This window comes from Lysinibacillus sp. CTST325 (assembly GCF_054665055.1).
Map to the genome: position 1 here is coordinate 638154 of NZ_BAAFHO010000001.1, position 26877 is coordinate 665030.

General features: G+C 38.9%; 24 protein-coding genes. 3 read left to right on the top strand and 21 right to left on the bottom strand.

From position 1 onward, the window contains the following. Window position 1 precedes the first annotated feature (1 nt). The 14 genes from ftsY to ACYQ73_RS03310 all read right to left on the bottom strand — a co-directional run bounded on the left by ftsY (window position 2) and on the right by ACYQ73_RS03310 (window position 17732). Window positions 2-1249 (bottom strand): signal recognition particle-docking protein FtsY, encoded by a 1248-nt coding sequence (gene ftsY / locus ACYQ73_RS03245; RefSeq protein WP_460011118.1) that lies wholly within the window; start codon window positions 1247-1249, stop codon window positions 2-4. After that, complete coding sequence (gene smc / locus ACYQ73_RS03250) at window positions 1246-4827, bottom strand: chromosome segregation protein SMC (RefSeq protein WP_460011119.1); 3582 nt, start codon at window positions 4825-4827, stop codon at window positions 1246-1248. The genes ftsY and smc overlap by 4 nt, the downstream gene beginning before the upstream one ends. Before the next feature lie 3 nt (window positions 4828-4830). Further along, window positions 4831-5595: a ribonuclease III gene (gene rnc / locus ACYQ73_RS03255; RefSeq protein WP_460011120.1), complete on the bottom strand. Its 765-nt coding sequence runs from the start codon at window positions 5593-5595 to the stop codon at window positions 4831-4833. 645 nt (window positions 5596-6240) lie between these two features. After that, on the bottom strand, window positions 6241-6477 hold the full coding sequence (gene acpP / locus ACYQ73_RS03260) for an acyl carrier protein (RefSeq protein WP_008181678.1): 237 nt from the start codon (window positions 6475-6477) through the stop codon (window positions 6241-6243). 57 nt (window positions 6478-6534) lie between these two features. Then, window positions 6535-7281: a 3-oxoacyl-[acyl-carrier-protein] reductase gene (gene fabG, locus ACYQ73_RS03265; RefSeq protein WP_460011121.1), complete on the bottom strand. Its 747-nt coding sequence runs from the start codon at window positions 7279-7281 to the stop codon at window positions 6535-6537. Then, the gene (gene fabD / locus ACYQ73_RS03270) at window positions 7274-8227 is read right to left on the bottom strand and encodes an ACP S-malonyltransferase (RefSeq protein ID WP_460011122.1); all 954 of its coding nucleotides are present in this window, start codon (window positions 8225-8227) and stop codon (window positions 7274-7276) included. Before fabD ends, fabG begins: the two co-directional genes overlap by 8 nt. A gap of 216 nt (window positions 8228-8443) precedes the next feature. After that, window positions 8444-9436, bottom strand: a complete 993-nt coding sequence (gene plsX, locus ACYQ73_RS03275) for a phosphate acyltransferase PlsX (RefSeq protein WP_460011123.1) — start codon at window positions 9434-9436, stop codon at window positions 8444-8446. Then, the gene (fapR, locus tag ACYQ73_RS03280) at window positions 9433-10011 is read right to left on the bottom strand and encodes a transcription factor FapR (protein ID WP_460011124.1); all 579 of its coding nucleotides are present in this window, start codon (window positions 10009-10011) and stop codon (window positions 9433-9435) included. The genes plsX and fapR overlap by 4 nt, the downstream gene beginning before the upstream one ends. 130 nt (window positions 10012-10141) lie before the next feature. Continuing rightward, window positions 10142-12187 (bottom strand): ATP-dependent DNA helicase RecG, encoded by a 2046-nt coding sequence (recG, locus tag ACYQ73_RS03285; RefSeq protein WP_460011125.1) that lies wholly within the window; start codon window positions 12185-12187, stop codon window positions 10142-10144. A 259-nt stretch (window positions 12188-12446) separates the two neighbouring features. Then, the gene (gene sdaAA, locus ACYQ73_RS03290; protein WP_460011126.1) at window positions 12447-13358 is read right to left on the bottom strand and encodes an L-serine ammonia-lyase, iron-sulfur-dependent, subunit alpha; all 912 of its coding nucleotides are present in this window, start codon (window positions 13356-13358) and stop codon (window positions 12447-12449) included. A gap of 14 nt (window positions 13359-13372) precedes the next feature. Then, window positions 13373-14035 (bottom strand): L-serine ammonia-lyase, iron-sulfur-dependent subunit beta, encoded by a 663-nt coding sequence (sdaAB, locus tag ACYQ73_RS03295; protein WP_460011127.1) that lies wholly within the window; start codon window positions 14033-14035, stop codon window positions 13373-13375. A 351-nt stretch (window positions 14036-14386) separates the two neighbouring features. After that, window positions 14387-16036, bottom strand: coding sequence for a DAK2 domain-containing protein (locus ACYQ73_RS03300; RefSeq protein WP_460011128.1), 1650 nt, complete (start codon window positions 16034-16036; stop codon window positions 14387-14389). A gap of 18 nt (window positions 16037-16054) precedes the next feature. After that, window positions 16055-16417, bottom strand: a complete 363-nt coding sequence (locus tag ACYQ73_RS03305; protein ID WP_053594173.1) for an Asp23/Gls24 family envelope stress response protein — start codon at window positions 16415-16417, stop codon at window positions 16055-16057. A 100-nt stretch (window positions 16418-16517) separates the two neighbouring features. Further along, complete coding sequence (locus tag ACYQ73_RS03310) at window positions 16518-17732, bottom strand: GGDEF domain-containing protein (RefSeq protein ID WP_460011129.1); 1215 nt, start codon at window positions 17730-17732, stop codon at window positions 16518-16520. A gap of 338 nt (window positions 17733-18070) precedes the next feature. Between ACYQ73_RS03310 and ACYQ73_RS03315 the strand changes: the two genes are divergently transcribed. After that, complete coding sequence (locus tag ACYQ73_RS03315; RefSeq protein WP_460011130.1) at window positions 18071-18238, top strand: hypothetical protein; 168 nt, start codon at window positions 18071-18073, stop codon at window positions 18236-18238. A gap of 188 nt (window positions 18239-18426) precedes the next feature. Here ACYQ73_RS03315 and ACYQ73_RS03320 read toward each other — a convergent pair whose 3' ends face one another. The 4 genes from ACYQ73_RS03320 to ACYQ73_RS03335 form a co-directional block, all read right to left on the bottom strand. Beyond that, window positions 18427-20031, bottom strand: a complete 1605-nt coding sequence (locus ACYQ73_RS03320) for a M20/M25/M40 family metallo-hydrolase (protein ID WP_460011131.1) — start codon at window positions 20029-20031, stop codon at window positions 18427-18429. A 42-nt stretch (window positions 20032-20073) separates the two neighbouring features. Further along, window positions 20074-21507: an amino acid permease gene (locus ACYQ73_RS03325; RefSeq protein ID WP_460011132.1), complete on the bottom strand. Its 1434-nt coding sequence runs from the start codon at window positions 21505-21507 to the stop codon at window positions 20074-20076. 103 nt (window positions 21508-21610) lie between these two features. Further along, on the bottom strand, window positions 21611-22375 hold the full coding sequence (locus ACYQ73_RS03330; protein WP_460011133.1) for a dimethylarginine dimethylaminohydrolase family protein: 765 nt from the start codon (window positions 22373-22375) through the stop codon (window positions 21611-21613). 16 nt (window positions 22376-22391) lie between these two features. Then, window positions 22392-23264, bottom strand: a complete 873-nt coding sequence (locus tag ACYQ73_RS03335) for a dimethylarginine dimethylaminohydrolase family protein (RefSeq protein ID WP_460011134.1) — start codon at window positions 23262-23264, stop codon at window positions 22392-22394. A 219-nt stretch (window positions 23265-23483) separates the two neighbouring features. Between ACYQ73_RS03335 and ACYQ73_RS03340 the strand changes: the two genes are divergently transcribed. Both ACYQ73_RS03340 and rpmB read left to right on the top strand, forming a co-directional pair. Beyond that, the gene (locus ACYQ73_RS03340) at window positions 23484-24224 is read left to right on the top strand and encodes an IclR family transcriptional regulator (RefSeq protein ID WP_460011135.1); all 741 of its coding nucleotides are present in this window, start codon (window positions 23484-23486) and stop codon (window positions 24222-24224) included. Between the two features lie 275 nt (window positions 24225-24499). Then, window positions 24500-24688: a 50S ribosomal protein L28 gene (gene rpmB / locus ACYQ73_RS03345; RefSeq protein WP_004227417.1), complete on the top strand. Its 189-nt coding sequence runs from the start codon at window positions 24500-24502 to the stop codon at window positions 24686-24688. Window positions 24689-25437: 749 nt separating this feature from the next. Here rpmB and spoVM read toward each other — a convergent pair. The 3 genes from spoVM to rpe are packed head-to-tail and all read right to left on the bottom strand — an operon-like array spanning window position 25438 to window position 26876. Then, window positions 25438-25539: a stage V sporulation protein SpoVM gene (gene spoVM, locus ACYQ73_RS03350; protein WP_100544041.1), complete on the bottom strand. Its 102-nt coding sequence runs from the start codon at window positions 25537-25539 to the stop codon at window positions 25438-25440. An 18-nt stretch (window positions 25540-25557) separates the two neighbouring features. Then, window positions 25558-26211 carry a thiamine diphosphokinase gene (locus tag ACYQ73_RS03355; RefSeq protein WP_460011136.1) on the bottom strand — a complete coding sequence of 218 codons (654 nt, stop codon included), beginning with the start codon at window positions 26209-26211 and terminating at the stop codon, window positions 25558-25560. Further along, window positions 26208-26876: a ribulose-phosphate 3-epimerase gene (gene rpe, locus ACYQ73_RS03360; protein ID WP_049668396.1), complete on the bottom strand. Its 669-nt coding sequence runs from the start codon at window positions 26874-26876 to the stop codon at window positions 26208-26210. The genes ACYQ73_RS03355 and rpe overlap by 4 nt, the downstream gene beginning before the upstream one ends. Window position 26877: the final 1 nt, after the last annotated feature.

Below are 26877 nucleotides of genomic sequence, written 5' to 3' on the forward strand. Positions count from 1 at the left end.
CCTAGTCCTCACTATTTTGTAGTTCTTTATCTAAACCATCAGCAAATAAGCCATACACATAGCGCTCTGCATCAAATGGTTGTAAATCATCCATTTTTTCACCAAGACCAACAAACTTCACAGGAATGTGTAACTTATTACGAATTGCAAGAACAATACCACCTTTTGCAGTGCCGTCAAGCTTCGTTAAAACGATCCCCGTTACATTTGTAGCTTCCTTAAATGTTTGTGCTTGAACTAGTGCATTTTGACCTGTTGTTGCATCTAATGCTAATAGTACTTCATGCGGAGCATTCGGTACCTCACGAGAGATTACTCGATGAACTTTTTCAAGCTCATTCATTAAGTTTACTTTGTTTTGTAAGCGCCCTGCTGTATCACAAATTAACACATCTGCATTACGGTTTTTCGCTGCACGAATTGCATCATACATAACCGCCGCTGGATCTGAACCTTCCGATTGCTTAATCACTTCACAGCCTACACGATCTCCCCAAACTTGTAATTGATCGATGGCACCAGCACGGAAAGTATCACCTGCTGCTAAAACAACTGTTTTACCTTGTGATTTTAGACGATGGGCAAGTTTACCGATTGTTGTCGTTTTCCCAACACCGTTTACCCCTACGAATAAAATTACCGTAAGCTCACCTTTAGGTTGTATATTAAGCTCGATTAAATCCTCTTCTCCTTGCTCATAAATTTCCACAAGTTTTTCAGAAATAATCGTTTGAATACCGTTTGTATCTTTTATATTTTTACGCTGAACCTCAAAGCGTAATTTATCCATTAGCTCCATTACTGTTTCAAAGCCAACGTCTGCCTGTAATAATAAGTCTTCTAATTCTTCAAAGAAATCTTCATCCACTTTTCGATAACGAGCAACTAGGTCGTTTACTTTAGAAGTAAATGAATTTCGCGTTTTTTCAAGACCAGCCTTGAACTTTTGTGTAATAGACCATGCAGAAGGTTTTTTCTCCTTTACAGGTTCTTCTACTACTGCGACCTCTTGCACTTCTTGTTGCTCTTGATCTTCAATGGCTACAGGAGTTTCTGTTTCAATTGAGGTTTCCGTTACTGAAACTTCCTCAGCTTTTTCCATTTCATCCACAGTTGCTTCAATTTGAGCAGGCTCTGTTGCTTCGTCTTGCTTCTGTTCAGCAGCTTCTTCTTCATTGATTGCTACTACTTTTTCTTCCTCGGTGGGATTGCCTGTCAATTTATCTTTTAAACGTTTAAAAAAACTCATGCTTGTTCGCTCCTTTGCTCCGCAAGTACGGGTTCATCTTCTAATTTTACTGATACAAGTTTAGATACGCCAGATTCCTGCATTGTAATACCATACAACACATCCGCTCCCTCCATCGTTCCTTTACGATGGGTGATTACAATAAATTGCGTATTACGGCTAAATTTCTTCAAATATTGGCTATATCGGACGACATTCGCCTCATCTAAAGCCGCCTCTACCTCATCGAGAATACAAAATGGTACAGGTCGAATATTTAGGATGGAGAATAATAAAGCGATCGCGGTTAGTGCACGTTCACCACCTGAAAGCAAACTTAGATTTTGTAATTTTTTCCCTGGAGGTTGTGCTACAATTTCAATACCTGTTTCTAGCAGATTCTGAGGGTCTAATAACACTAAATCCGCCTGCCCTCCACCAAACAATTCACGGAATACACGTTTAAATTGCTCTCGAATGGCATAGAAGGTTTCGCTAAATCGTAGCGTCATTTCTTCATCCATTTCTTTAATAGCCTCATGTAATGTTTCCTGTGCAGCAAGTAAATCCTCACGCTGCTCTGTTAAAAATGAATGGCGTTCAAGTACGCGATCGTATTCCTCAATGGCGCTCAAATTAACAGGACCTAGCTCCTCTATAGATTTCTTCAGTAATTTCACTCGACGTCGCATATGCTCTTCATCATCAATCGCTAGGGCTAACTCCTCAGCTTCCTCATATGTTAGCTGATAGTTTTCTTCTAGCTGTTCATTGAAATTATTGATTTCAAACTCTACACGACTTCGCTTCAATTCATTTGCACGTATCGCTTCAAGGTAGCCTTTATGTGTACGTTGCAATTCCTTCAGCTGTTCCTCTAAAGTAGTAAGCTCTTGTTGTTGTGCTACTTTTTCATCTTTTTTCTGTGAAATAGTGTCTTGCAACGAATCTCTTCTCGTTTTCCACGTAGCAACTTGCTCATCCACTTCTTCATCACTTAAAAGTTTTGTCGATTCATCAGATTGAAGCCAGATTATTTCCTGAGAAATATTGTCGACTTTTTGACGAGCTTTGTTTAATTGTAGGGCTAGCTCTGCTGTAGCAATTTGTACTTGTGACATTTGCTCCTGTATTACCGCTAACTGCGAGCGTTTTTCCGCTGACTGCTCACGAAGTAAATCTTTCTCCGATTCACTTTGTAGCTTCACCTTACTTAGTTGCTCCACTGTTTCGTTTATCTCTTGCAGTTCTGTCGCTAGTGCCGTTAAACGCTCCGAAGCCGCTTCCTTTTGAGCTAACAATGCTTCTTCGCGTGTTTTTACATCTTGTGTTTCATTAGAAGCAAAAGATACTCGTGCAGACAAGCTTTTCTCGCCAACTTCTAGCTCGCGTATACGACTCGCTTGTTGCATTTCATCTTTTCGTAGTTGCTCACCGTCAAGTTTCAATTGTTCTACTTTGTCTCGCAATGTTGCAAGCTTCTCTTTTTCAGTGGAGACAGCCTGTTCAGCACTATAAATAGATGCTTCCAACGATTCTAGCTTTACTATTAAACCATCTAATTCCGCTTTTCTTGTAAAGAGTGAAGATTGTTGCTTCATTGCACCACCTGTCAGTGAACCGCCTGCATTGACGATATCACCTTCAAGTGTTACAACACGATACCTAAACCCACATAAACGAGCAATTTGGCTTGCACCTTCTAAACTTGATGCAACGATAACATTACCAAGGAGGTTCTCGACAATTGTGCGGTTGTTTTCTTCGAACGTTACAAGTGCGTCAGCCATTTGGACAAATGCTGGGTGCTCAGTTGCTAGCTGAATCATAGATAGATTGATCTTCCGTGACTTGATAACTGTTTTAGGTAAAAATGTTGCGCGTCCAGCTCTCTTTTGTTTTAACCAATGAATTGCCTGTTGAGCAAATTGTTCATTGGTTGTCACAATATGCTGAGAGGCTGCCCCTAATGCTGTTTCAATAGCCTGAGAATATTTCCCATCCACTTGAATTAACTCAGCAACAGCCCCTTCAATCCCAGCTAATTCACCTTTATCACGTGCTAATAATACTTCTTTTACTCCGTGGAAGAACCCAGAGAAATCTGCTTCTAGCTCAGCAAGCGTATCTTTTCTAGCTTTCAGTTGCTGCTGATGCTGATAAGCTTTATAAAGCATATCCTGCTTTTCATTAAATGATGCATTGACGTTTTTAAGCTGTATTTGCAATGCTTCATATTGCTCAAGTTTTCCCTGCAATTCGTTAGTTGTTGTAGTATGAGCAACAACTAGCTTCTCTTTTTCAGCTAGAATTTGCGCAAGCTCTTGCCCGATTTCATCAGTTTGGTCTAACATTCGTGTCGCCATCGCTTTTTGCTGCACTAACTGTTGTTCGATATTTTTTAATTCATTTTTAACTGTTGCTTCTTCGTTTAAAGAATCGATATAGTGGTTTTTTTGTTCTTCAATTTCTTCTTCAATTTCAGAAACTGAGCGATTTAAAGATTGTTCTAATTGCTTAATGCTTTGTTTCAGCGCTGCAACCTCTTGCTGTTTTTCAGTGAACAATTCTTTTTTCTCTTGCTCTTGAGCTATAAGAGCCTCAACTTCAGCTTTTGCTTCTTGTAACGCCGTGTTCAATTGAAGTAGTTGATTAGAAGCATTTTGTCGTTTTTCAGCCATTAACGCTTTACGACCATCCCAACGCTCTACCTCCATTGTTGCATTAACAAACTCGGCCTGAGTCGTATCTAGATAATCATCTAACTCTTTTAAAAGCTTACGAATACTTGCAGTTTGCTTTTCTATCGAAGAAATATGATGAGCTTGTTTTTGCTCCGTTTCATATAGCTCCGTATACTCAGCTTTCAGAGCATGCAAAGATTGTGCACAATTTTTTAAATCGTGCACAAGGATAGCAATATCAAAATCCTTTAACTCTGTTGACATTTGCACATAATCTCTTGCACTTGATGCCTGAATTTCTAACGGCTCCAGACGACTGTCTAGCTCATGTAAAATATCCAAAACACGATACAAGTTTTCATCTGTTTCAACAAGCTTATGCTCTGCCTTTTTCTTTCTTAGTTTATACTTTAATACGCCAGCTGCCTCTTCAAAAATTGAACGACGGTCATCAGGTCGGCTATTTAAAATTTCATCGACACGGCCTTGCGAAATAATGGAGAAGGCCTCTTTCCCAAGTCCTGAGTCCATAAACAAGTCCGTAATATCCTTCAGGCGACACTGCTGGTTATTTAGTAAATATTCACTATCACCTGAACGGTATACGCGTCTTGTTACGCTAACTTCTGTATATGAAAAAGCTAACTGTTCATCTGTGTTATCTAAAATTAATGTTACCTCTGCAAAGTTTAGTGGCTTACGTGAGTCACTTCCAGCAAAAATAACATCCTCCATCTTTGCCCCACGTAACGACTTTGCCGATTGCTCCCCAAGTACCCAACGAATAGCATCAGTGACATTACTTTTACCACTACCATTTGGTCCAACCACCGCTGTAACACCAGGTACAAAATCAACTCCAATGCGTTCCGCAAAAGATTTAAAGCCAATCACTTCGAGTCGTTTTAGGAACATCTATTAAGCCTCCTCTTTTGCAGTTTGCTCACGCATTAAACGCATCGCACATTGTGCAGCTTGCTGCTCGGCTTCTTTTTTTGATTTCCCACGACCATTACCAAGCTCTTGCCCATTTAATAGTACGCTCGATACAAAGGTACGGTTATGTGCAGGACCCTTTTCATCAATAATTTCATAATGAAGAAGGCCGTTATTTGTTTGCTGTACCATTTCTTGCAATTGGCTTTTGAAATCCATCACATGCGAAAAAGCACCGACTTCTACTTTCGGGAATACGATGCGTTCTAAAAAGCACACAACCGTTTGTAAGCCTTGATCTAAATAAAGGGCACCTACAAATGACTCAAATACATCCGCAAGTAACGCTGGGCGTTCCCGTCCACCTGTTAATTCCTCACCTTTTCCGAGTAATACAAAGCGACCAAAGCCTAATTCATTTGCAAAGATAACAAGTGACGGCTCACATACTATGGATGCTCGTAGCTTCGTCAGCTCACCCTCACTCATATGAGGATATTTCTCAAAAAGGTATTTAGAAACAGACAGTTCAAGTACTGCGTCTCCTAAAAATTCAAGACGCTCATTATCCGTAAACAATTTACGGCGATGCTCATTCACATAAGATGAATGTGTGAATGCTTGATACAATAAATTTTTATTAATAAATGTGATATTTAATTCATGCTGTAAAAGCTCGAATTGATTGCGTACTTTTTCAGGAAGCACGCCAGATTTCTGCATAGTTCCTTTTCTTTTCATAGCCATTGAACAATCTGCCTTCCTAATAGTTTCTACCGTTTAAGTGTACCTTTTTCAAGGCATTTATGCAAAAGTATTTCGGCTTAAATACAATGTTTTGGAAATTAATTTTTTCAAGGTCAATTTCGCCAAGGCGAAATTGCATCCGGATTTTGAATTATGCCTTGGCCTGCACGATGCAGGTCAGTCAGCCGTTTTCGCATGATGCGAAGGTTTTAGGCTAACATCCTTTATTCGTTCCTTTCAAAATCCGTGACATCCGCCGGAGGCTTTAGGCCAACACGATGTTGGTCACTCAGTCGTTGCCACAGGATGTGGCGTTCTTAGACTGAGTTCCTCTAGTTCAGTAGGTGTTAGGACACTCACTAAAAAAAGAACGACTCTTGTATTCTTCTTACCACCTTCATAAGTGAGTGTCTTCTACTGAATGAATATAAAAAAAGAGGACGATCATGGTTCGCTAAACGAACCATTTCGTCCCCTTTTTAAACATGCCTCAGCATAGTATTTACTCTCCACACCGAAGAAAAGCATGAGTAATTTCTGCCAAAGGCTTTAACTTTATTCAATCATAAACATATATTGTATAATGACCGCATCCACGTCAGCACCAGTAGAGGTGATTAATCTCTGCTATATAAAGTTAAACGATTAGTTTATTTTACTTTCGATGTATGAAATTGCAGAACCAACTGTTGAGATTTTTTCAGCATCTTCATCAGAAATTTCCATATCGAATTCGTCTTCAAGCTCCATTACAAGCTCAACTACGTCTAATGAGTCAGCACCTAAATCATCACGGAAAGAAGCTTCTAGAGTAACTTCACTTTCTTCAACACCTAAACGGTCCACGATTACTTTTGTTACGCGTTCTAATACTGTAGACAAAACATTCACCTCCCCTCAATGATTATACAAAAAATCATTATCTATGACTATTTGAAATTACATTACCATACCGCCATCTATATGTAACGTTTGACCTGTCATATAGTTAGCATCATCTGAAGCTAGAAAAGCTACGGCCTTTGCAATATCCTCAGGCTGCCCAAGTTTCGCTAGAGGAATCTGCGTAAGCATACCTTGCTTGATATCTTCTGGTAGTTGCTCAGTCATTTCAGTTTCTATAAAGCCTGGTGCAATTGCATTTACTAAAATATTACGTGAAGCTAATTCCTTTGCAGTTGTTTTAGTTAGCCCAATAACACCTGCTTTTGCAGCTACGTAGTTAGCTTGCCCTGCATTACCAGCTACGCCGACAATCGATGAAATGTTGATGATACGGCCTGCACGTTGCTTCATCATTTGACGTGTTACTGCTTTCGTACAAAGGAAAACACCTTTTAGGTTCGTATCTAGCACATCGTCCCATTCATCTTCTTTCATACGCATTAACAAGTTATCACGAGTAATACCCGCATTATTGACTAAAATATCAAGCGAGCCGAATGTTTTCACCGCTACATCCATTAATGCTGAAACTTCCTCTGTTTTTGAAACACTCGCTTGTACGGCTATAGCCTCGCCGCCATTTTCTTGAATCGCTGCGACAACTTCCTCTGCCTTTGCCTGTGAACCGCTGTAGTTAACGACAACTTTAGCACCTTCATCAGCAAGCTTTAATGCAATAGATCGTCCTATTCCACGTGAAGCACCAGTTACAACAGCTACTTTACCCTCTAATTTACGCATTAATTGTCCACTCCTTCGCCGCTTCTAGCACAGCCTCTAATGATGCTTCATCATAAACACAGTATGTCGCAACAGATCGATCAATTTTCTTCACTAATCCACTTAATACTTTGCCCGGTCCACACTCAATAAAGACATCCACACCTTGCGCAATCATTTCACGCACAGATGCTTCCCATTGCACAGCGCTATATACTTGTTCTACTAATTCATGCTGAATAGCTAGAACATCCTCTAATCCTTTCGCCATTACATTGCCGATGACTGGGATTTGTGGAGCTGATAATGATATATCAGCCAACGCTGCTTTTAATTTATCAGATGATGGTCGCATTAGCTCTGAATGGAATGGACCACTAACAACTAAAGGAATTGCTCGTTTAGCACCAGCTTCCTTCGCTGCTAAAGACGCCTTTTCAACGCCTTCCTTCGTACCTGAAATAACGATTTGCCCTGGACAGTTTACATTTGCTACCTGAACTGGATCACCTGCTGCAGAAACTTTTTCCGTTACTTCATGCAGTGCCTCAAGCTCCATCCCTAGAATAGCTGCCATAGCACCTTGTCCTGCAGGTACAGCTTCATTCATATAAAGCCCACGCTTATGCACAACAGAAACTGCATCCTCAAATGAAAGCACACCAGCGATTACTAATGCACCATATTCTCCAAGTGAATGTCCAGCTGCATAATTTGGCTTAATACCTGCGGCAAGTAATTTTTCTGCAACCATCACACCAGTAGTTAACAATGCCGGCTGTGCATGGTAAGTCAATGTTAGCTCCTCGGCTGGTCCTTCTAACATAAGCTTAGAAAGCTCAAAGCCAAGCGATTGATTTGCACGCTCATAAAATACTTTACTTTCTGCCGCATTCTCGATAAACTCTTGCCCCATCCCAACTACTTGAGAACCTTGGCCTGGAAAAATAAATGCTATTTTCGTCATTTTTTTAATCCCCTTTTTAATCAATTCTGCCCCGGCATAATTTGTTGCTGTCGCTTCGCTTTCGCACAGATAAACAATGCGTCCGGAATCGGCTTTGTGCCTAGGCCTGTGTGAGGGCCGACATAATGTCGGTCATTTCGGTAATGCCACAGGACGCGGCGTTCTTAGACCGAGTTCCTCTATTTCAGTGGGTGTTTGGACACCCGCTGAAAGAAGTTAATCAATTTCTAAGTGACGTACTGTATCTGTAATCGTCGAGATGACTGTATGCTCAACCATCGTATTTGCTTGGCGAATCGCACTGTATATTGCTTTGGCATTGGATGAGCCATGTGCCTTAATGACAGGTGCTTGTAAACCAAACAAACCTGCACCACCGTACTCCGTGTAGTCCATTTTATTTTTTAGGTCACGCAAATTATTTTTCATAAGTGCTGCCGAAATTTTTGTTTTTGTTGAAGACATGAACGCCTCTTTTAGCATTGAAAATAACGCGCCAGCAGTACCCTCAATCGATTTCAGCACCATGTTACCCGTAAAGCCGTCTGTTACAACAACGTCCGCTACCCCTTCAAGTAAATCTCGAGCTTCAACGTTACCGATAAAGTTTAAATCCGCTTCTTTTAATAATCCAAAAGCTGCCTTCGTTAATTCATTTCCTTTTTTATCCTCAGTACCGATATTCAACAAGCCGATACGTGGCTTTTGTAAGCCGCCTACCTTTTTCGCATAAATATCGCCCATAATCGCATATTGCAATAAATGCTCAGGTCGTGCGTCTGCATTTGCTCCTAAATCAAGCATTAAAAAGCCCTTACCATCTAAAGTAGGAAGTGTAGTGGCTAGAGCAGGTCTAGCAATCCCTTCAATACGTCCTACTTTAAATAAGCCTCCTGCCATTAAAGCACCTGTATTACCTGCTGAAAGACAAGCATCCGCCTTTCCTTCTTCAACAGCATCCATCATTCTTGCCATTGATGAATCCTTTTTACGACGAACAGCTCGTGCTGGATCGTCTGTTCCTTCCACAACTTCCTCACAATGTACTACAGTTAATCGATCATGTATTTTTAAAAATGGTTCAAGCTTTTGCTGCTGACCATATAATTGAATTTCTAAATTTGGAATTTGCTCTAATGCTAATAAAGCACCTTCAACAACTGATTTTGGTGCGTTGTCTCCACCCATTCCATCAAGCGCTAATTTCATTGTTGTTCACCTTTACCTTTCGTGCGGTACATATCAAATTCACCAACAAAAACTGTTTCACCGTTAACAGTGGACGTTAACTCTACTTTTGTACGATGATTTTTTTCATCACGTCCGATAACGATTGCTTTTGTAATAACACGATCTCCAGCTCTAACAGGTTTCACAAAGGTAATGTTAGAATGTACGGTTAATGCTAGTTCGTCATCAATTACTGCTACCGCTAATGAGTTTGCCTGTGCAAACAAATGATGCCCACGTGCGATGCCATTGCGCTGAAAAACATGTTCTTCTTTTACGTCAAAAATAGATAATGCACGATTATCCAATTCAATATCAATTATTTCTCCGATAACTTCATCAATCGGTAGTGATTTAACTTCATTTTCATAGGTTTTCGAAGCAACATCTTTAATTCGTTCTCGTAATTCTGGAATCGCTAATTCCATACGATCTAAACGAATTGTTTGGACACTAACCTGAAACTGTGTTGCTAGCTGTTCATCTGTGACGAATGGATTATCAGCTATCGTTTCGGATAATTGTCGCTGTCGCTCTTTTTTCGTTCGTCTCAACATCATTCGCCACCTTTTTAGTTGTTATTAGCACTTGGTACTAATATCAGTATATAGAGTATAAAAAAAGAATGCAAGACTTGTTTTTAAAACAAGTGCTCACATTCCTAATTGAGCATCAAAGATTTAGTTAATCGAAGCGGTCCCCTTGTAAAACACCTGAATTTTCAAGCATTTCGCGTAAATATTTGTACTCATCATCATGCCAAAAAGCATCTGTCTCAAGCATATCTGTTGCATCTTTTCTTGCCGTTTCAAGTATTCGATAATCGTGCACTAAATCCGCTACTTTAAAATCAGGCAAACCACTTTGTTTACGACCAAAAAAGTCACCTGGACCACGTAGTTCCAAATCCTTTTCCGCTAGACGGAAGCCATCATTCGTTTCCGTCATCGACTGCATTCGCTCTTTGCCTTCATCAGATTTCGGATCGGCTAACAATACACAATATGACTGATGTTCGCCTCGTCCAACACGCCCACGCAGCTGATGCAACTGAGCTAAGCCGAAGCGTTCAGCGTCATAAATAATCATAAAAGTTGCATTCGGTACGTTAACCCCAACCTCAACAACAGTTGTAGAAACGAGCACATGAATAGTTCCCTCACTAAAGGCTCGCATGACAGCGTCTTTTTCATCCGCCGATAGGCGACCATGCATTAATCCGACATTGTAACGCCCATTAAAATATGTTGCAAGTTGCTCATAGATGTCTACCGCATTTTGTACATCCAGCTTGTCTGATTCCTCGATTAGCGGACAAATAGCATAAGCCTGTCTACCAGCAGCAAGCTCTAATTCTAGCTTTGACATAACAGAGCCAAATTGCTCTTTTTTCATCCAATGCGTTTCAATTTGCTTACGCCCCGCTGGCATTTCATCAATCATCGAAACATCCATTTCTCCAAATGCTGTAATCGCGAGTGTACGCGGGATTGGTGTCGCCGTCATAAAGAGCACATCTGGATTTTCTCCTTTATCACGCAATATTCTACGCTGCTCTACACCAAAACGATGCTGTTCATCTGTTATCACAAAACCAAGCTTGTAAAAAACGACATCAGGCTGAATTAACGCATGTGTACCAATTAAAATATCTATGTCTCCGTTTGCCAGTTCTTCTAATAGTAAACGACGCTGCTTTGCTTTCGTCGATCCTGATAGTAAAGCTACACGTACGCCAAATGGCTCAAACCATTCCTTCAAATTTTCAGCATGCTGCTCAGCTAAAATTTCCGTCGGCGCCATTAATGCCCCTTGAAAACCAGCAGTTACTGCTGCATATAAACATATTGCCGCGACAACTGTTTTCCCCGACCCTACATCCCCTTGAAGTAAGCGGTTCATACGATGAGGCTCTTTCAAATCTTTACAAATTTCATTGACAACTCGTTTTTGCGCACCGGTTAATTCATAGGGCAATGATGCAATAAAAGCACGTAACTTTTGCAAATCAAACTGTATAACTGTACCGTGCTCACTATCTTTTCTAATTTTACGTAACGCTTGAATACGTACTTGAAAGTTTAGTAACTCTTCATAGGCAAAGCGTCTTCTAGCCTGTTTCGCATGTCCAGCATCAACAGGGAAATGAATTCCCTCAAGCCCTTCACGCATTGTAGCAAGCTTATAATCTGCTTGTAAACGCTGCGGAACAGCATCTGGTATCTCTGCACCAAACTCATCTAATGCTTGTCGCATATATTTACGAAATCGTTTTTGCGGAATCAAACCTTTTAGACTATAAACAGGTTCAAAGTCGACTTGATCTGTCTTAGGGCCAAACGTTACAGACGTTCCATTGATTACTTGTCTGCCGCGGTCCCATTTTCCCGTAACGGTGATAATAGCTCCCGGTACAAGCTTTTGCTTCAAATAGCCTTGATTAAAAAAAACAACCTTAACTAAATGTCGACCTGCCAGCACCGTGACTTGTAATCGTGATTTATTGCGACCTAAAAACAGTACTGTCGGCTCACGTTCAACTTTACACTCAACTGTGACACGTTCATTATGTGGTGTTTGTGCTAAATCCTTTAAGCGAAAATCCTCATGACGATGCGGAAACGTCCATAACAAATCCGCAATCGTCTCGATGCCCAATGCCTCTAAATGTCCTGCTGTTTCTTTCCCGATTCCCTTTAATTCAGTAACGGGATTCTTTAAATCAGTCACCTTGCACGACAGCTCCTCCAAAGTTTTTCACTACAAGTACTTTACCTGCAGTCATTCGTTTAACCATACTATTTTTCAGCATATGAGTTTTCCCCTTTCTTACGACTACTCTTAGCTTTCATAATATTGTTGCTCGTGTTAACACTTTCGAACAATTCATGCTACGCAATTTTATATATTCAATATCATTATATAACTTTTCAATTATATTGCCTCAAAAAAACACGCCTTCCTCTTAGGAAAAGCGTGTTTAATATTTTTATTTTTGAAGTGACTTAATACTTTCTAAATTGCCATTATCAAAGATGGCTCTGCTAATAGCTTTACCTGTTGGTGTTGCAGCAAGGCCACCACGTGCAGTTTCTTTTAAATTCGGACTCATAGATTGTCCAATTCGGTACATCGCACCAATCACTTCGTCACATGGGATACGACTTGTAACCCCTGCAAGGGCCATATCCGCTGCCACAAGGGAATTTGCCGCTCCCATAGCATTTCGCTTAACACAAGGAACCTCTACTAATCCCGCTACCGGGTCACAAACTAGCCCTAGCATATTTTTCAGTGTAATCGCAAATGCTTCTGAACATTGCTGCGGCGTACCACCAGCCATTTCTACAATCGCAGCTGCTGCCATACCAGCAGCTGAGCCAACCTCTGCTTGACAGCCACCAGCAGCACCTGAAATCGAAGCATTATTAGCAACAACGAAGCCGAAAGCACCCGATGTGAATAAATAACGAATCATTTGCTCACGTGTCGGATTTAGCTTGTTTTTTACCGCGAATAATGTCCCTGGTACAACCCCAGCAGAACCCGCAGTTGGGGTAGCACAAATTGTACCCATAGCCGCATTAACTTCATTTGTTGCAACAGCCTTACTCACCGCGTCTAGTAATAAATCCCCCGACAGCGAATTGCCTTGCGCAATGTAATTTTGAAGCAATACTGCGTCACCGCCTGTTAAGCCTGTTACAGATTTTACACCATTCAAGCCTCTTTCAACAGCTTCTTCCATCACCGTTAAATTATTGTCCATTTGCTTTATAATTTCATCTCTTGAGCGTCCAGTTATTAACATTTCTTGCTCAATCATAATTTCAGAAATTAGCTTTCCTTCTTGCTCCGCTCGTTCAACTAGTTCACGAACATTATGAAACAATACGTCCATATTCGTGCACCTCCTTAGTTATTAATTTTAGAAACCTTCGAAATATGTGGTATTAAAGAAATTTGTTGTAATACTTTTTCCTCAATGTTTTGATCGACTTCTATCACCATAAGGGCCGTTAAACCACGTTCAATACGCGAAACCTCCATATGCCCAATGTTGACAGCATGCATCGCTAAGCAATTTGCCACATTGGCAATACAGCCAGCACGATCATCATGAACAACAAGGATTGCTGGCATACCACCTGTTAGACGTAGCTTGAAGCCATTAACCTCACTCACTTCAATTTTACCGCCACCGATAGAAATACCTACGACAGACATCTCTCCTTCATCATCACCAATTACAAGGCGAGCTGTATTCGGATGTTCCATATTTGCTGTTTCTGGGATAAACTCATAATCTAACCCTGCCTTTTCTGCATCGGCAAAAGCTGTTTTGATTCGCTCATCGAATGTATCATAATTTAATAGGCCCCCTACCAAAGCCACATCTGTTCCATGTCCTTTATACGTTTCAGCAAACGAACCATATAAGTGGATTTTCGCCCACTTCGGTTGTCTTCCAAATAAATCTCTGGCAACGCGTCCAATTCGTGCGGCACCTGCCGTATGAGAAGAAGAAGGCCCAATCATCACTGGTCCAATAATATCAAATACTGAAGTAAACTTCATAATAACACCCCTCTATTCTATCCATATAATAATATCGATTTTTTATTTATATCATGCTTGATAGTTACTATAAAAGTAAAGCACTTCTTTATCAACTTTCAGAAAATTTACACGACTATAATTTACACATTGGAAATATTGTTTAACTTTTGTCTACTCCGTATACACAATAATTTCAAAATGTTGATATCCCAGTATTTCCAAGTTCATTGTCCACTGGATGCATACATCAAATCATTTATTTTTAGCTGATTCAACTCGTTTCTTATCCCCTATTCTCCCTGTACCATAAACAAAAGCAGTACACGGCTTGTGCACTGCTTTGTCTACTTATGCGCAAAGTAGAGTGAATTATTCTACCGAAATAATATATGGATATAATCCTTGTTTACCATTAAATAACTCTACTTCAACCTCTGGATAATTCTCTTCAATGAATTTCACTAATTCTGAGGCCTTTTCTTCGGTTGTATCCTCACCATAGATGACTGTTACAATTTCTGCATCTTCATCCACTAAATCAGTAATTACCTTCTCAGCAGCATCTTTTAATGCTGGGGTAGATAATACAATTTTTCCTTCCGCAAGAGCCATGAAATCATCCTTATGAATTTCCACACCATCAATAGATGTATCTCGAACTGCATAAGTTACTTGGCCTGTTTTAACATTTGCGAAGGCTTCTGTCATTGTTGCTTGGTTCATTTCAACTGCCGACTCTGGATTAAACGATAAAATCGCTGCCATACCTTGAGGGATTGTTTTCGTTGGAACTACAGCCGCTTCTATATCTAAAAGCTCTACTGCTTGTTCTGCTGCCATCACGATATTTTTGTTATTTGGTAAAATCAATACTTTTTCAGCACCAATTTCTTGTACTGCCTTCACAATATCTTCAGTTGAAGGGTTCATTGTTTGACCACCTTCGATAACATAAGAGGCACCAATTGAACGAAGTAATTCAGCAACTCCCTCGCCCATTGCAATCGTTACAATCGCATATGGGTGCTTTTCTGCTTTCTTAGCTGGAGAAGGTGCTTTATGATCCTCACCAACAATGGCAGAATGCTGTTCACGCATATTGTCGACTTTAATTTTAATTAGACTACCATATTTTTGGCCCATTGCTAAAACAGCGCCTGGTTGTTCAGAATGAATATGCACTTTTGCAATTTCTTCATCCGAAATAACGAGTAAAGAATCACCTAGAGGGTTTAATTCATTACGGAATTGTTCTTCGCTAAATGGCTCTTTTCCTTCTTCAAAACGTACCATGATTTCTGTACAATAACCAAATTCAATATCCATAGTATTCATGAAATCTTGTGCTCTATGATGTTCTGCATTAATTAAATCATCTAAAGTTGCTTCATTTTTCACCGGTAATGGCTCGCCCTTTAAAGATGCTAAAAATCCTTCATACACAAATAGAAGACCCTGACCGCCACTATCTACAACACCGACTTCTTTTAGAACAGGTAGAAGTTCAGGTGTACGTTGCAACGAAGCATGCGCTTCAGCAGTAAATGCTTCCATCACTGCAATGATATCGGTTTCAGTTTCTGCCACTTCTACACCTTTTTTCGCCGCTTCACGTGCAACCGTTAAAATCGTTCCTTCAACTGGCTTCATTACTGCTTTATAAGCAGTTTCTACGCCTGCTTGGAAGGCACCGGCAAAACCCTTGGCATCAATTGTCGCTTCTTTTTCAATAGATTTACCAAAGCCACGGAATAACTGCGATAAAATAACGCCTGAATTTCCGCGTGCTCCCATAAGTAAACCTTTTGATAAAGCTTGAGCTGTTTTGCCGATATGTTCTGACGCATACTGTTCTGTTTCCTTTGCCCCAGATGTCATCGATAAGTTCATATTCGTTCCTGTATCACCATCTGGTACTGGAAATACATTTAATGAATCAACATAATTTGCATTTTGGAACAGGTGATGGGCACCCATTTGCACCATTTCTGCAAACTTAATTCCGTCTAAAGACTGCATTAGAATTAGTTCCTCCTCTTAATCATTCGCTACACGAACGCCCTGCACAAAGATATTGACAGATTTCACGCTCATACCTAATGTTTTATCCACTGTATATTTCACTTTCGATTGTACTTGATAAGCAACTTCCGAAATTTTTGTCCCGTAACTAACAATAATGTACATATCAATATGTAAATCGTCGTCCTGTTTTCGAATAACAACACCTTTTGCAAAATTTTCTTTACGTAAAATATCAGTTAGACCATCACGAATTTGATGTTTAGATGCCATGCCAACAATACCGTAGCATTCTACAGCAGCGCCACCAGCTATTTGTGCAAGTACATCTGTTGAAATATCAATTTGGCCGAATTCATTGTTTAATTCAATTGACATAGAAATGCCCCCTTGGCTCTTTTTGACTAAATGATATTGTAACACTTTCGTTATGCATTAAGCAACCTTAGAAGGCATGAAAGCGCATTGTATCAACGTTTCACTGACATTTAAAAGGTAAACATACATCTTCATCGAAATTTCCACTTTTGCAGTAAAAGTTGTTACGACCGTTTTGTTTTGCTATGTATAGTGCTTGATCAGCTAATTCACAGCATATTTTCAGTTGCTCGCTATTTGAGATTTTGGCATGACACATCCCGATGCTGACTGTTACAATATCAGCTACTTTTGAATGCTCATGACGAATATTTAAGTGGCGTACTTCCTCTAAAATTTCCTCACACACATGCGCTGAAAATTTAGCAGCATGCTGACTAACGATTACGAACTCTTCGCCTCCCCAACGTGCTGCAAATGCATTATACTTTTCTGCAATTTCATCTAATAGAGCTGCCACTTTTATTAAAGCTTCGTCACCTTGTAAATGACCGTAATTATCATTTAAGTTTTTAAAGAAATCAAGATCAATCATCATGACAGTTAAAGATTTTGGTTTACTAAGTTGTTGCCCTATTTGTGTCAATTTATTATTAAAAGCTCGTCGATTAGGCAAATTTGTCAATGTGTCCCGAAATGCTTGCTCTGATAGTTCATTATTTTTCTCAGCTAATAATTTTGATAAATTCTTAGTTTTTGTCATTTCTTCTTGTAATAAAATATGTTGTTTCGTAATTTGTCTTTGTACTTTATAAGTGTGACGCTGAATAATAAGCCCTATGGGAATAATAAGGGACATCGGTAAAAATATTTTAATACTTTCACCTGATATCCCAACACTCAAATAAGCACTTATTAAAATTGGTGGCACTGTTATGAACATAATCCAAAAAATTTTCAGGAAATGGATTGAAAAAACAGTGCAAATCAATAAAAACAGCACCTCATAAAGAGCCGCATGTTTAAAGAAATAAACGTCCATTACGGTTATGACAGTAATCAATAACAAGCTAGTATAAATATAAGCAAGTAAGATAAATTCGTATTTTCGTAAGTTAAGAGATGTAACCTTAATTTTCTTTTCTTTTACAAATAACAACACCGCTAGATCTAGATAAAACAATATAGTGTGGATGGCTATATAAACTGGCACCATCGCTCTCTCTGTTTTCACAAAGAAGACCTCGCCATAATGAATAATTGTAATGATGGCTGATATATACATCAATGTCCATGCTACTGTTCGCATGCGTTTTAAATTAAATTGAATCATTTCTTTTTGTATAGAGAGAACAAGCTTTTCTTGATTTTCCATAACGTCCGCTCCTAATAACGATCTTGCAATAATTTGTCCTTTATTTATCGTCTAAATAATGAAAAATACAAGTAGTCTTTGAAAAATTGTTGAAAAAAGAACAAGATTAGCTCGACCTTTTAAAAAAGCTCTAAAAGCCTACCATATTGCTAGGCAGGTTTCCGTAGTCAAAAACAAAACTATATAGCAGGCATTTCACTTCGCTGCATAAAATATTCTCAAAAATAAAAAAGCTGATGCTTTATTTCAAAAATCAGCTTCCATGTTTTTTGTAAAACTATTGTGTCAATGAAATGAAAATATTATGTAAAAAAAGGATTCTTCGGCAAAGCAAGGGGGTGATTTTCGTTCCGGCTGGCATTTTTCCAGGTATAAACAACAATGTAATCTTTGAACCAGAATCAATTAAGTTAATTGGTGAATCGGGTGTTGCTTTACAAGTAAGTTGTTATGAAGATTACTTTCAACGCCTTACTTCTAACAGCAAAAAAGGGGCTGGGACATAACTAAATGGTTCCTTCATAAAGCCGAATAATCTATAAATTAACAAAACACGATAAATAGAAAAACCGAACTATTCCGAAACACTTCATGAGAGTTTCATTGGATAGTTCGGTATTTTTGTTGGCTGAAACACATTTGTCCCAGCCTATTTAAATATCATCAATATTATTTAACAGAGCCATTCCTTAAATTAAAATAAGCTTTTAATCAGCGTATCAATCATCACTGGCATTTCCTTAAATGCGCTATCCACATGTAATCTTTCTGTCTTTTGGTGGGCATCTTTGCCAAAAGGTCCAACATTTAAAACAGGGCCTTGTAATGCGGACATTGCTTCAAAAGGAATACTGTATGTGTCTCCCCATACAGGTGTATTGCGCTCGAATGCTGTCCATTCATTTGAGTCATCGGAATAATTAACATAGCTCAAATCACAAATACCATTAAAATAGTGAATTTGCTCCACCTCAATATCAAATGTTTTGGCTGTTTTCTTCATTAATTCTATCGATTGAATGACAAGGGGATGATTGGATGAATTGATCGCAGGATAGTAAGGTGGCGCATACAACATCACTGCCGCTGGTGCTAGTTCCTGACAACGAATCATTAGCTGATCCACGATGCGAATAGATTTCTCTCGATCATCCCATATACTATTTTCAATAACCTGATTTTTTATTAAACTTACTTCCTTAGCCCCTAATTTCTTGATCGCATACTCTAAAAGTGCCTCATAACGAATTACCTTTACTTCACCTACGCCATGTACCTCTTCCCGCTCACAAATTCGCTTATACTGCTCATTACAAGCTGACATTGCTTCTAATGCAACTTGTTCAAAAATATCCATTACTTCCGATGCTGTGCGCTTTAATAAAAACACATTATAAAGGGCTGCTGCACGATAAGGTGTTTGTGTAGAATACTCCCTTTTCAAATCTTTTAATTGTAAGGATACAGGTAATGGCGTACTTTCACCTAAATCTGTTTCACGGAAAATTGGATTCCACTCCATATGCTGCGTCATGTATGAGGCAATAAAATTTGCTGTCATTCCTTTTAATGGCTCCCCCACATGAGTCTCTTTTCCGTAAAATAAGGCAGCAGGCATAATTTTACCGATAGTTCCTGAATAAATATATTCATTGATATCAGCTGGGCCTTGCGAAAAAGAAGGCTCACTATTTAAAAATAGTTTATAAGAAAGGCCATGCTGTTCACGAAGTCTGACAAGCTCTACAACTGCTGCACGCATCCCAGCAGAATTCACTTCTTCGTCTGGCACAGCTGTTAAAATTAGATTGATTGGCCATTCTTCGATACTTGCCTTTTCAATCAACTGCATATGCAAAGCAAGCCCCATTTTCATATCCATCGTCCCACGACCAAATAAATAGTTACCCGATTCTAAATCAATTCTTGCGGCTTCCGGTAAATCTTTTTTGTATTTAGGTTCCATTAGCTTTTTTGTAAGCTCTTCAGGATAGAAGGCTAATGGTTCAAGCTCACCATATTCTTCGGTATGGACAGTATCAAAATGACTTATTAAAACAACTGTTTCTACTGCAGATGGATGCTTATACAAGGCAGTCACAGCATTGCGTTCAAGACCCGCATCATGCAATTCAATAAGTTCCGGGTTTTTCTGAAAATAAGTAAGCGTTTGCAATTTATTTGTTAATTTATAGGCAAATTCATGTTCACCTTTTGTTAATGTCCTACTTTCCCAACTGACAATTTCACATAATAATGCGCGTAGCTTTTCAGGTGTATTCCAAAGATAAACATTCATAAAAATTCTCCTTTATCCGATCTTCTCAACACCGAATACATATCAATGTATATCAAGTGATTCCTCATTTTTTATTTCTAACTCAGAAGAAACTGTATTTGTTTTACTCAATTTTAATTTATAGAAAATCATGCAAGCGATAAAGAATCCAATTCCATATAGTAAACCAACTCTTTGTGTTGGGTCGAAAGCTAAAAAGATAAGAATTAGCGTACAAAAAACAATACAGAACACTGGAATCATTGGATAAAATGGAGTTTTAAATTTTAATTCAGATACATCTCCTCCTGCTTTGACATAACGATATCGGAACATCAATTGAGATGCGCAAATTCCCATCCATGAAATTGTTACAGAAATCCCTGCAATAGACATGAGTAAAACAAATACTGCATCTGCTTCCATCACGCTCGTTAATAAGGAAAGAAGCGAGAAGAGCATCGTGAAAATGAGTGCATTTAATGGCACTTTGTTTTTCCTTAGTCGTCCAAATAATTTAGGAGCCATTCCCTCTTTTGACATCGACCATAATAAACGTGTTGAAGCATATAAACATGAGTTACCTACTGATAATATCGCTGTTAGAATAACAAAGTTCATAATGCCAGCAGCATATGGAACGCCAGCTAAATTCATCAATGTGACAAAAGGACTTTCCAGTAGTCCAAGCTCCGATGAAGGGAATATGGCAGATAAAACAATAATAGAAGCAATATAGAAAACTATAATTCTAAAAAGAATTGTCTTTATTGCCCGAGGAATATTTTTTTCTGGATTTTCGGTTTCTCCTGCTGCAATTCCAACAAGTTCTGAACCTTGATAAGAAAAGATAACATTCATCATCGTGACAAATATGATTGTAATACCTGCTGGGAATAAACCAGACGGTGCTAAATTCGTAAAATTTGGTGTTGGACGATCAGCTAGTGGAATCAATCCAAAGATTGCAGCAACTCCTATAATGATAAATGCAATCACCGCAATGACTTTAATGCTTGCAAACCAAAACTCTGCCTCTGCAAAGCCTCTAGTTGTTAATGCATTCAAAGTAAATAACAGTACCATAAATACGGCACACCATATCCAAACAGGGACATTTGGGTACCAATGCTTCATCAAAATTCCCGCCGCAGTAAATTCTACCCCCGCTGTGGCAGCTGACCCGACAAAATACATCCACCCTAAAGAAAATCCTGCTGAAGGACTGATAAAACGTGTTGCATAGGTTTGGAAAGAACCAGTTACAGGCATGTAAACAGCTAATTCTCCTAGACAATTCATTACCATGTACAATATTAAGCCACCAAATAAATAACCAATTAATGCTCCTCCTGGACCTGCCTGATTAATTGTGTAGCCAACATTTAAAAATAGTCCTGTTCCAATAACTCCACCGAGCGATAGCATTAATAAATGACGACTTTTCATTGAACGGTTTAATTGATTATCTTGCCGTTGTTCCCCTTTACTCAACATCCATCCCCACTCTCTAGTTGTTATCTATATATCGAAAATTCTGACATTAACTCTACTAAAGTACCCAATCAATTTATAGGAGATAAATTGATTGGGTATTGAATTAAAAACGTAATGACAAGCAGCTTAGCCCACCATCATGTTTTCTAAATTCAGACATTTCAAGCTCAATTGTTTGGTAGCCTAAATCATTTAATTTACGATTAGTTTCTGGATAGCCTGCTGGAATAATGACATAATCATTTACTTGAATACAGTTTGCTGAATACTCATCCTCTTTTGGAATAATAATTTTTTCATAGGATTCGAATGCAGGATGGTCGATAAACTCTCCTGCTAGCACCATACGATTCTCACCAACATATGCGATACCCGTTTTTAAATGGAAAAATTCCTTTAACGGAATAATCGTTGCCTCATAGCCTTCTTTTTCAACGATTCCTTTAAATTGTCGAGCTCCTTCTTCATTAGTACGGTCAGAGATACCGACATAAAATTTCTTTCCTGCCTGCAATACATCTCCGCCATCAAGTGTTCCTGGGCCTTCGATATAATATAAATTTCCATAGAACTTTTTAACAGTTGGTTCGATTCCCTCAATCTCACGATTACGAGCTTCTGCACCTGGATTTGAAATAATGGCAAATTCAGGTGTTAAAACAGCTGTATCCTCTACGAATGTTGAATCTGGGAAGGCTTCATTTGCTGGAAGCTGTGTAACCTCAACGCCACATTTCTTCAAAGCTTCAACATATTTTTCATGTTGCTTAAATAATTCTTCTAAAATCGGTTTTCCTAAGTTACTAGTCGTTAAACCATTTACATAGCTATTTCCTGGATTTTTTACAATAACATTTTTAAACAACATTGTACTTCATCTCCTTTTATCCTCTTACTACTGGGCAAGTTAGACATGTCGGTCCACCTGTTCCTTTTAGCGAAATTTCATTTCCTTTATATTCGTAAACTGTTACACCTGCATTACGTAATTGTTGCTTTGTAATTGGATTTCCATTGGGAACAATACATACTCTAGGTGCAAGCGTTAAAACGTTACAGCCTAGCGCATCATACTCTTCATTCGGAACTTCAATTAATTGAATACCTCGTTCAATTAAAAGCTGTCGAAAAAAAACTGGCATTAATCGTGAATGCACAACCGCTAAATCCTTGTCCACCATACTAATGAAGGACATTAAGTGTAAACATTCTGCTTCACCTAAATCATGCGGTAGTTGTACAACAATAAATTCATCGACAAAATCCTCCGTCATGTCCTTAAGCTGTCGAATAGCTTCATCATTCGTTCGATAGCCTCGACCTACAGCAAGTGTACGATCATCAAGCCAAACAATATCACCACCATCTGATACAGCCTCTCCAGTCAATTCTCCGATAACTGAAATGCCCTTTTCCTGTAAAAATGCTTTATAAACAGCTGCTTCTGGCTGTCTTAATGTTTTGCCAGATTTCAAGATAATGGCACCATTTGATGTGAACTTTACAGGATCATGCGCATACAACGAATCCAACCCTACTTCATCTGATTCTGGTAAAAAATCAATTTTTTCAACATACTTTTCTAGAATGCTCATAAATTCAGCATATTCTTTCAGAGCCTCATCATAGTTAGGTTCTGATAAGTAGTTAAATGTTTTCCATTCATCGCTAAGATGCTCTTGGTTTCGGAAAGCATCTTTTGGATGTTTTACTATTACGTGTTTCAAAGGTGCATACATTGATGAACAATAATGCATTCCCTTCACCCCTTTTCCGTGTAGTGGAAAACGTTTCCGTCGAGAGGAAAGTTTATATGAAAAATATATGCGTTTTAAAGTATACTGTCAATATATTTAGAAAAATTTATATATTCGTTCTATTTGGGCAGGAAGCATAATGAAATAGATATCCACATTACGTAGCTAGACGTAGAGACGGAATAAAAATAAAATGAATGAAAGAGAGGTGGGACATCCATGCAATTATTAGAACGAGCTATGACAATCGCTAAAGTTTTGGCTTCTGAAGCAAATGAAAACAGCTTGTCCATTTCAGAGCTTTCGGCAAAATGCAATTTACCACTAAGTACATTACATAGAATTTTAAAAGCGATGATTAAGGAAGGAATGATTGAACAAGACGATCAAACTAAACAATATCGGCTTGGTACAATATGGATGGAACTTGGCTTACAAGTGTATGATACGATGGACTACATTAGCAAAATCAGGCCAGAATTAGAGCGTTTAGCAAGAGAAGTCGAGGAAAGCGTCTATTTAAGTAAGCCCGCTGGTATAGATACAATTATTATCGAAAGAATAGACAGTGCAGCTAATCCCATCCGTATTTACGATCAGCTAGGTATTCGTATACCGATGCATATTGGAGCTGCAAATAAAGCAATTTTAGCCACAATGCCCGTTTCTCAAGCAAGAGCAATTATTGAACAGCTTATTCCTCATGAAGAAATCGCTGAATTAGAGGCACAGCTTGAACAAATAAGACTACAAGAATTTGCCATTAGTCATGGGGAAAGAACAGCAGGAACATCTTCAATTGCAGTTTCCATTTTAAATGGGTTCAATGAAGTAGTCGGTGCAGTAAGTATAGGTTTTGTTAGCTTTAACGTTTCTGCAGAACATATTAATACCCTTACAGAGCGTTTAGTGGAAACGGGTAAACGTGTTTCAATGAAGCTTGGCTACCGAGGAAAATAAGGGTTTTTTTATCTTCCGCTGCTTATTAATCTTTTCCAATCGGGCGTGCAGTTAGTGTTGGGTTAAAATCGAGCTACTATATACCAAGAATTGTAACACCTAGGAATTAACAACCATTATTTAACAAGTATTTTTTGTCTGTAAAGGTTTTTTTCTTGAAAGGTTAAGTGAAAACTATTGCACTGAACGTCATGGTATGTTAAATTATTATGGTATGTGAAATACCGAACTGAAATAATAATCTTTCAGCATCAACAGTAAGGAGGGAATACTACATGCCAAAACAATGTGTAATCACTGGACGTAAAGCTCGTACTGGTAACAACCGTTCCCACGCTATGAACGCTAACAAACGTACTTGGGGTGCTAACCTTCAAAAAGTTCGTATCTTAGTAGACGGTAAACCAAAACGTGTATGGGTTTCTGCACGTGCATTAAAATCAGGTAAAATCGAGCGCGTTTAATCGTTGCTTCCAAAAAATCGATTTCGCATTTGGCGCAAATCGATTTTTTTCTGTCTTATTAACTGGGCAAACTACCAACCGCCTTTGTGAATATTTATATAATAAAATGACTATGCCGCTAGAAATTACTTCTCATAGTAATTCCTAGCGGCTTTCATTACTTATAGCAGCACAACAAAACACTTATGCAGAATGGCAGTTACGATATAATAAAGTATAGTTCTTCAACAAAGCGAGTGGTTGATTTCCGTTCCGACTGGGCGCTTTCCTGGGGGCGTCCTATGAGCTGCTTCGCTCGCGTTGCTCGCTCCAGGGTCTCATCTGTGACGCTGATCCCCGAGGAGTCGCCCAGTCTCCACTACAATCAACCACTTCTCATAGTATGTATCTTCTGGCATGTCTTTCGCGAAAGCGTAGAATTAACGTAGCGTCAGCAAGATCAGGTGTACAATAGCATTATTGTTATAAGTTTCTTCTGTTTGATTATGGTGAGTAGCCATAGCGTTCACTTTTGAAATACATAAAATTAATAAAAGTTCTACGCTACCGCTGATTGGAGTGGAAGGCTACTCGACTCCCGTGGGAAAGCGAGACAGGCGAGACCCTGCACGGAGCGCAGCGGAGGAAGCGGCTCGACGCTCGCCCACAGGAAAGCGAGTAGCCTGGAACGGAAATCATCCACCATAATATTCACAAAGAATTCCTTGACCGTTTTGTTTTCCAATACCATAAGAAAAATCCGACTAGTGTTAGTCGGATTTTTTTACTTTCTTTTCTTTTTTAAAAATGTTGATACATGTACGCGTAATACTACTTACAAATTTCGGCAGCTGGAACGTATATACTTTCAGGACTCTCTCCCCCTTATGCTAATCTATGCTTCTTATCATTAAACATATGCCTTGCGAGAAAGATATAGACCCTGAATTCCCTATTATTTCATTACTTGTAAAGCGAGATGTACCAAGAGAGATTTCCTCATTTGTTGTTTCATACTTCACATGCCTTAATGTCACATCTTTAATCGGCTCTTCATGTGCAAAGAAAGACAAATAACGGTATTGCTCGTTTACTTCAATAAAGTGCTTGCCCGGCATTAAAAATTGCAACATATTTGCATGATTAATAATCTTTAACACTACCTGCGGATGCTCTTTTTGTAATCGATAAATCGAACGAACTGCTGCCTCATAATGATCTAAACGACCACCTGTAACACCTGTAAGTACAATTTCTAGCGGTGTATAGGTCAAAGCTTTTAATAACGCTAAGTCCGTATCTGTTTCATCTTTTTCTTCCTGGAATCGTTGTCTATCATTTGTATGTGCCATCACCAGCTTGTATTCCTCTTGCGATAGTGAGTCAAAATCTCCTACTATGGCATGCGGTGTGATTCCTTGCTCGATTAAATATAGAGCCCCTCGGTCTGCTCCGATAAATAACACATCACTTTGTTCTTTATACGGACTAAATGAACAGAGTTCCGCTCTTGGCCCACCTGCACAAACAACGACTACTGTCATCCTTGAATCGCTGCCTCACCAGCAGCTAAAATTTCCTGTAGGGCTGCAGAACGATCTTCTTTACTATAAATAGCGGAACCAGCTACAAAAATTGTTGCTCCTGCTTTGGCACAAGGAATAATAGTCTCTGCATTAATACCACCGTCAATCTCTATAGCAATATCGAGATTACGTTCTTTAATAATAGCTGCTAATGCTTCAATTTTTGGCACAACAGAATGAATGAATTTTTGCCCACCAAATCCTGGATTCACTGTCATGAACAACACCATATCAATATCTTCTAAAACGTGTTGAATAGATTCTATTGGTGTATGTGGGTTTAATACAACACCAGGTTTGACTCCATATGAGCGAATTAATTGGATCGTGCGGTGTAAATGGCGGCAAGCTTCAACATGCACCGTAATATAGTCTGCTCCTGCTTTGGCGAATTGTTCAATATATTGATCAGGATTTTCGATCATTAAATGAACGTCTAGCGGTAAATCAGTTAAAGGACGAATGGCGTCTAATACAATAGAGCCAAAAGAAATATTTGGCACAAAATGACCATCCATAACATCGATATGAATAAGCTGTGCCCCTGCCTTTTCTACTTCTTTTACTTCTTCTCCTAATTTAGCAAAGTTCGCTGCTAAAATTGATGGTGCTATTTGTATCATC